The organism is Pseudomonas sp. NPDC087639, assembly GCF_044743385.1.
Taxonomy (GTDB): Bacteria; Pseudomonadota; Gammaproteobacteria; order Pseudomonadales; family Pseudomonadaceae; genus Aquipseudomonas.
Window position 1 is genome coordinate 1 of record NZ_JBIUWI010000099.1, and the last position, 6669, is coordinate 6669.

Annotated in this window: 6 protein-coding genes; 5 read left to right on the forward strand and 1 reads right to left on the reverse strand. The window is 57.9% G+C overall.

Translation table 11 applies throughout. The annotated features are described in order from the left end of the window. The first annotated feature begins 60 nt into the window (after window positions 1-60). The 4 genes from carA to ACIOVB_RS25610 all read left to right on the forward strand — a co-directional run bounded on the left by carA (window position 61) and on the right by ACIOVB_RS25610 (window position 5451). On the forward strand, window positions 61-1197 hold the full coding sequence (gene carA, locus ACIOVB_RS25595; RefSeq protein WP_401272054.1) for a glutamine-hydrolyzing carbamoyl-phosphate synthase small subunit: 1137 nt from the start codon (window positions 61-63) through the stop codon (window positions 1195-1197). A 126-nt stretch (window positions 1198-1323) separates the two neighbouring features. Continuing rightward, window positions 1324-4545, forward strand: a complete 3222-nt coding sequence (gene carB, locus ACIOVB_RS25600) for a carbamoyl-phosphate synthase large subunit (protein ID WP_187676711.1) — start codon at window positions 1324-1326, stop codon at window positions 4543-4545. Further along, window positions 4542-5018, forward strand: a complete 477-nt coding sequence (greA, locus tag ACIOVB_RS25605) for a transcription elongation factor GreA (protein WP_187676712.1) — start codon at window positions 4542-4544, stop codon at window positions 5016-5018. The genes carB and greA overlap by 4 nt, the downstream gene beginning before the upstream one ends. 28 nt (window positions 5019-5046) lie before the next feature. Next, window positions 5047-5451 carry an MFS transporter gene (locus tag ACIOVB_RS25610; RefSeq protein WP_187676713.1) on the forward strand — a complete coding sequence of 135 codons (405 nt, stop codon included), beginning with the start codon at window positions 5047-5049 and terminating at the stop codon, window positions 5449-5451. Window positions 5452-5460: 9 nt separating this feature from the next. Here ACIOVB_RS25610 and ACIOVB_RS25615 read toward each other — a convergent pair whose 3' ends face one another. Further along, window positions 5461-5769, reverse strand: coding sequence for a YhbY family RNA-binding protein (locus ACIOVB_RS25615; RefSeq protein WP_016771761.1), 309 nt, complete (start codon window positions 5767-5769; stop codon window positions 5461-5463). Between the two features lie 101 nt (window positions 5770-5870). Here ACIOVB_RS25615 and rlmE point away from each other — a divergent pair, with 101 nt between their 5' ends. Next, entirely contained in the window at window positions 5871-6500 is a 630-nt protein-coding gene (gene rlmE / locus ACIOVB_RS25620) for a 23S rRNA (uridine(2552)-2'-O)-methyltransferase RlmE (RefSeq protein ID WP_401272055.1), read from the forward strand. The last annotated feature ends 169 nt before the right edge of the window (window positions 6501-6669 follow it).

Sequence of the window (6669 nt, forward strand, 5' to 3'; positions counted from 1 at the left end):
TCACTCCGCTAATTTACAACCTGCGATCGCCCTTTCATGCGTTATTCACGGGAGGTCTTCTTGACTAAGCCAGCCATACTTGCCCTTGCTGATGGCAGCATTTTTCGCGGCGAAGCCATTGGAGCCGACGGTCAAACCGTTGGTGAGGTGGTGTTCAACACCGCAATGACCGGCTATCAGGAAATCCATACCGATCCTACCTACGCCCAACAGATCGTTACCCTGACTTACCCGCACATCGGCAACACCGGCACCACGCCGGAAGACGCCGAGTCCGACCGCGTCTGGTCCGCTGGCCTGGTCATCCGTGACCTGCCGCTGGTAGCGAGCAACTGGCGTAACACGATGTCCCTGTCCGACTACCTGAAAGCCAACAATGTTGTGGCAATCGCCGGTATCGACACCCGTCGCCTGACCCGCATCCTGCGTGAGAAAGGCGCACAGAACGGCTGCATCATGGCTGGTGACAACATCTCCGAAGAAGCTGCGATTGCCGCTGCCCAAGGCTTCCCGGGCCTGAAAGGCATGGATCTGGCGAAAGTCGTCAGCACCAAGAAGCAATACGAATGGCGTTCGACTGTCTGGGATCTGAAAACCGACAGCCACGCGACCATCGAAGCTTCCGAGTTGCCATACCACGTGGTTGCCTTCGACTACGGCGTCAAGGTCAACATCCTGCGCATGCTGGTCGAGCGCGGCTGCCGCGTCACCGTCGTGCCGGCACAAACTCCGGCTGCTGACGTGCTGGCACTGAAGCCGGATGGCGTGTTCCTGTCCAACGGTCCTGGTGATCCGGAGCCGTGCGACTACGCGATCCAGGCGATCAAGGACGTGCTGGAAACCGAAATTCCGGTATTCGGCATCTGCCTCGGCCACCAACTGCTGGCTCTGGCCTCCGGTGCCAAGACCCTGAAAATGGGTCACGGCCACCACGGTGCCAACCACCCGGTGCAGGATCTGGACACTGGCGTCGTGATGATCACCAGCCAGAACCACGGTTTCGCGGTAGACGAAGCGACCCTGCCAGCCAACGTTCGCGCGATCCACAAGTCGCTGTTCGATGGCACCCTGCAAGGCATCGAGCGCACCGACAAGAGCGCGTTCAGCTTCCAGGGCCACCCTGAAGCGAGCCCGGGCCCGAACGATGTAGCGCCACTGTTCGACCGCTTTATCAACGAGATGGCCAAGCGACGCTAAGCGTTCGCCTTGAGACTGTAGAGAGAAGCTCCTCGAGGGCGGCCCCGAACCCGGCGGCCCCTTCGAGACTTCAGAAATCGATCAAGACGGCTTGCCGACTGACCTGCGGATTTGAGTGACAAACCCATGCCAAAACGTACAGACATTAAAAGCATCCTGATTCTCGGCGCTGGCCCGATCGTTATCGGCCAGGCCTGCGAATTCGACTACTCCGGCGCCCAGGCTTGCAAAGCCCTGCGCGAAGAGGGTTATCGCGTCATCCTGGTGAACTCCAACCCGGCCACCATCATGACCGACCCGGACATGGCTGACGCCACGTACATCGAGCCGATCAAGTGGCAGACTGTTGCCAAGATCATCGAAAAAGAACGTCCGGATGCCGTGCTGCCTACCATGGGCGGCCAGACCGCTCTTAACTGCGCCCTGGATCTGGAGCGCGAAGGCGTTCTGGAGAAGTTCGGCGTGGAAATGATCGGCGCCAACGCCGACACCATCGACAAGGCTGAAGACCGTTCGCGTTTCGACAAGGCGATGAAATCCATCGGCCTGGCGTGCCCGCGTTCCGGTATCGCCCATAGCATGGAAGAAGCCAACGCGGTTCTCGAAACCCTGGGCTTCCCGTGCATCATCCGTCCGTCCTTCACCATGGGCGGCACTGGCGGCGGTATCGCTTACAACCGCGAAGAGTTCGAAGAAATCTGCGCCCGTGGTCTGGACTTGTCCCCGACTAAAGAGCTGCTGATCGACGAATCGCTGATCGGCTGGAAAGAATATGAAATGGAAGTTGTCCGCGACAAAAAGGACAACTGCATCATCGTCTGCTCGATCGAAAACTTCGACCCGATGGGCGTGCACACCGGTGACTCGATCACCGTGGCTCCGGCTCAGACCCTGACCGACAAGGAATACCAGATCCTGCGTAACGCCTCTCTGGCGGTACTGCGCGAGATCGGCGTCGAGACCGGCGGTTCCAACGTGCAGTTCGGTATCTGCCCTGACACTGGCCGTATGGTCGTGATCGAAATGAACCCGCGCGTATCGCGTTCCTCGGCGCTGGCTTCGAAAGCCACCGGTTTCCCGATCGCCAAAGTCGCGGCCAAACTGGCTGTGGGTTACACCCTCGACGAACTGTCGAACGACATCACCGGCGGCAAGACCCCGGCGTCCTTCGAGCCGTCCATCGACTACGTCGTCACCAAGCTGCCGCGCTTCGCCTTCGAGAAGTTCGCCAAGGCTGACGCACGCCTGACCACTCAGATGAAGTCGGTGGGTGAAGTCATGGCCATCGGCCGTACTTTCCAGGAATCCCTGCAGAAAGCCCTGCGCGGTCTGGAAGTGGGCGTTTGCGGTCTGGACGAGAAACTCGACCTGAGCAACCCGGAAAGCATGAGCGTGCTCAAGCGTGAGCTGACCGTGCCGGGCGCCGAGCGTATCTGGTACGTGGCCGACGCTTTCCGCGCCGGCATGACCGTCGAAGAAATCTTCGGCATGAACATGATTGACCCGTGGTTCCTGGTGCAGATCGAAGATCTGATCAAAGACGAAGAGAAGGTCAAGACCCTCGGTCTGTCCGCTATCGACCGCGACCTGATGTTCAAGCTCAAGCGCAAAGGCTTCTCCGATCAGCGTCTGGCCAAGCTGCTGGGCGTCACCGAGAAAAACCTGCGTACTCACCGCCACAAGCTGGATGTGTTCCCGGTCTACAAGCGCGTTGACACCTGCGCGGCCGAGTTCGCCACCGATACCGCTTACCTGTACTCGACTTACGAGGAAGAGTGCGAAGCTGCGCCGTCTGGTCGCGACAAGATCATGATCCTGGGCGGCGGTCCAAACCGTATCGGTCAGGGTATCGAGTTCGACTACTGCTGCGTTCACGCTGCGCTCGCTCTGCGCGAAGACGGTTACGAGACCATCATGGTCAACTGCAACCCGGAAACCGTTTCCACTGACTACGACACTTCTGACCGTCTGTACTTCGAGCCGGTAACCCTGGAAGACGTGCTGGAAATCGTTCGTGTCGAGAAGCCGAAAGGCGTGATCGTCCAGTACGGTGGCCAGACTCCGCTGAAACTGGCCCGTGCCCTGGAAGCCGCCGGTGTGCCGATCATCGGCACCAGCCCTGACGCCATCGACCGCGCCGAAGACCGTGAGCGCTTCCAGCAAATGGTTGAGCGTCTGAACCTGCGTCAGCCGCCAAACGCCACCGTGCGTAGCGAGGACGAAGCGATCCGTGCCGCCAGCAAGATCGGTTATCCGCTGGTCGTGCGTCCGTCCTACGTACTGGGCGGCCGGGCGATGGAAATCGTTTACGAAGAAGAAGAACTCAAACGCTACTTGCGTGATGCGGTGAAAGTGTCGAACGACAGCCCTGTGCTGCTCGACCACTTCCTCAACTGCGCCATCGAGATGGACGTTGACGCAGTCTGCGACGGTACTGATGTCGTGATCGGCGCGATCATGCAGCACATCGAGCAGGCCGGCGTTCACTCCGGTGACTCCGCGTGCTCGCTGCCGCCGTACTCGCTGCCGCTGCATATCCAGGACGAGATGCGCGAACAGGTCAAGAAAATGGCCCTGGAGTTGGGCGTTGTCGGCCTGATGAACGTGCAATTGGCGCTGCAAGGCGAAGACATCTACGTCATCGAAGTCAACCCGCGCGCTTCGCGTACCGTGCCGTTTGTCTCCAAGTGCATCGGTGTTTCCCTGGCGATGATCGCGGCTCGCGTGATGGCTGGTAAAACCCTGAAAGAAATCGGCTTCACCAAAGAAATCATTCCGAACTTCTACAGCGTGAAAGAGGCGGTCTTCCCGTTCGCCAAATTCCCTGGCGTTGACCCGATCCTCGGTCCAGAGATGAAGTCGACCGGTGAAGTGATGGGTGTCGGCGACACCTTCGGTGAAGCATTCGCCAAGGCCCAGATGGGCGCGAGCGAAGTGCTGCCGACCGGCGGTACTGCGTTCATCAGCGTGCGCGACGATGACAAGCCGCTGGTTGCAGGCGTGGCCCGTGATCTGATCAACTTGGGCTTCGAAGTGGTTGCCACTGCCGGTACTGCCAAGCTGATCGAAGCTGCAGGCCTGAAAGTGCGCCGTGTGAACAAGGTGACCGAGGGTCGTCCGCACGTGGTCGACATGATCAAAAATGACGAAGTCACGCTGATCATCAACACCACTGAAGGTCGTCAGTCGATCGCTGACTCTTACTCCATTCGCCGTAATGCCTTGCAGCACAAGATTTACTGCACCACCACCATTGCGGCGGGCGAAGCTATCTGTGAAGCGCTGAAGTTCGGTCCGGAAAAGACCGTGCGTCGCTTGCAGGATCTACACGCAGGATTGAAGGCATGATCAAGTACCCAATGACCGTCCAGGGCGCGAAAGCCCTGGAAGAAGAACACGCTCACCTGACCAAGGTCGTCCGTCCGAAGCTCAGCCAGGACATCGGTACGGCCCGCGAGTTGGGCGATTTGAAGGAAAACGCTGAATACCATGCCGCCCGCGAACAGCAAGGCATGGTCGAAGCGCGGATTCGTGACATTGAAGGCCGGATTCAGAATCAGGTCGTTATTGATGTCACAACAATTCCTCACACCGGCAAAGTAATTTTCGGTACTACCGTGGAAATCGCTAACGTCGAGACGGATGAAAGCGTCACTTACCACATCGTGGGTGAGGATGAGGCTGACTTCAAACTCGGCAAGATTTCGGTCGGTTCGCCTCTGGCCCGCGCCTTGATCGGCAAGGAAGAGGGCGACGTGGTTGCCGTGAAAACGCCAAGTGGCGTTATCGAGTACGAGATTGTCGAAGTCCGTCACATCTGAAACCGGGCGCCCGCTGCATGCGGGCGCCATGCTTTGGCAGCTGACCCAGATGCTGTGGGTCGGTGGTCTCTGGTTGGTTCATTTCGGTTTGCAGCCGGTGTTGGGCAGGATTGGCCTGGCACCGCTGCTGATCGATGAAGTCGCCAGTGCATTTGAAGTGCTGGTGGTGGGTTTCTCCGCCGCATGCGTTATTTTTCAGGCTTTGGTGCTGGTACAGGCCGAGGGGCTTGGCAGTCTATGGCGGGATTTTCGCGGGCAGGTGCTGTTGATGGCGTTGTATGCGTGCGCGATGTTTATCGCAGTACGAGTCGGCTGGCCGGATGCGCAGCGCTGGCAGGTGTTCAGTTATCTGGTTCTGGGGTTTTCCGGGCTGGTGCTGGTGATGCAGCCGGTGCCGGGATGGAGTGGCAGGGTGCGCGAAGCACACCCTTGACCCTTTTCATCACTTGAAGCGATGAACGTTCGACAGCTGCTTGTTGGCGCTGAAGTTCTTGCGGTAAACCAGTGCCATCTTGCCGATGACCTGTACCAGATCCGCTTTGCCGACCTTGCACAGCTCTGCAATGTGCGCGAGGCGTGACTCACGATCGAGGATGTTGAGCTTGATTTTGATCAGCTCGTGATCCGCCAAGGCGCGTTCAAGTTCGGCTAGCACACCTTCAGTCAAACCGTTGTCAGCCACAGTCAAAACCGGTTTCAGGTGATGGCCAATGGATTTGTACTGTTTCTTCTGCTCTGGAGTGAGCGGCATAATCTGACCCTTTCGTCTGGATTCTGTAAAATGGCGGCCATTTTACCCGAGGGTTCGTGGATCCGCCCAATTAATCACGACCCTTATCATCGAGGTGCCCAATGGCGCGTTCCAAGACAAGCCTTGGTTGGCTGAAAAGACATGTCAATGATCCTTACGTGAAGCAGGCGCAGAAGGATGGCTACCGCTCGCGTGCGAGTTACAAGCTTCTGGAAGTCCAGGAGAAATACAAGCTGATCCGCCCTGGCATGAGCGTTGTCGACCTCGGGGCTGCGCCCGGTGGCTGGTCGCAGGTTACCAGTCGGCTGATCGGTGGTCAGGGGCGTCTGATCGCTTCGGACATCCTGGAAATGGACAGCATTCCGGACGTGACTTTTATCCAGGGTGACTTCACCGAAGACGCAGTGCTCGCGCGGATCCTTGAAGCTGTGGGTAATTCGCAGGTTGACCTTGTGATTTCCGATATGGCCCCCAATATGAGTGGTACGCCTGAGGTGGACATGCCAAAAGCCATGTTTCTTTGCGAGCTGGCGCTTGATCTGGCGGAACGAATACTCAAGCCGGGTGGAAATTTCGTGATCAAGATTTTTCAGGGCGAAGGGTTTGATGTTTACCTGAAGGATGCTCGTCGGAAATTCGACAAGATCCAGATGATCAAGCCTGACTCTTCCCGTGGCAGTTCCCGCGAGCAATACATGTTGGCTTGGGGCTACCGCGGTCGCAGTGAATAAAACGAGGTTTTTGTGCGGGGTGATAGGTTTTTCGTATTTTGCCCTGCGTGCATAAGCGAATATTGTGTAGAAAGTGTTTCACAAAGGGTTACAGACGGCGCCTGCCAGAGTTGTAGGTAATGTAGTAAGTTAGGCCGGTGAATATCATGCGAAGCGCGCGCCAGTAGCG